A 635-nucleotide genomic window follows, 5' to 3' on the forward strand; every position below is an offset into this window, starting at 1 on the left:
TGCCAGAAGGGAGCGCCACCATGACTAGCGGACTAACGACCGTCGCGACCATTGCCGGCGAAGCTGAAGTCGACCATGCCATCGCCACGCTCGTTCTCGCCTTTGGCAGCGATCCAATAGCGCGCTGGATCTATCATGACCCTCATCAATACCTCCTGCACATCCCGAGACTCTTCCAAGCTCTCGGATCCAGCTCTTTTGAGGCAGGAGGAGCGCAGCGCACCAGCGATGGCCTTGGCGTCGCGCTCTGGCTTCCGCCCGGTGTTCACGGCGATGATGGTCCCATTGAAGCGGTTATTACAGAGAGCATTGCTGGGGAGAAGCAGGCCGACGTGGGTGCTGTTTTCGAGCGGACGGAACATTACCGGCCAACCGAGCCCCATTGGTACCTGTCGCTCATCGGAGTCGAAGCCTTGAACCGCAACAAGGGGGCTGGTGCGACTCTACTGCAGCACGGCCTTCGTCAATGCGATCGGGAGCACCGCCCGGCATACCTTTGGTCGTCGAATCCGCTGAATACTTCTCTTTACAAAAGGCATGGCTTTGAGATCTTGAGCACGATTCAGCTAGGCTCGTCGCCTCCCATCATTCCAATGCTACGCCATGCGCGCTAAAGATCGAGCAAGGGGTGGCGA

The 635-nt window shown here is 58.6% G+C and carries 1 protein-coding gene; it reads left to right on the top strand.

The genetic code is table 11. From position 1 onward, the window contains the following. A partial coding sequence (locus ACXJ7R_RS35665; RefSeq protein ID WP_457155878.1) for a GNAT family N-acetyltransferase occupies positions 1-614 on the top strand: 614 nt, incomplete at its 5' end. Positions 615-635 lie beyond the last annotated feature (21 nt).

The organism is Mesorhizobium sp. P5_C1 (genome assembly GCF_054049815.1).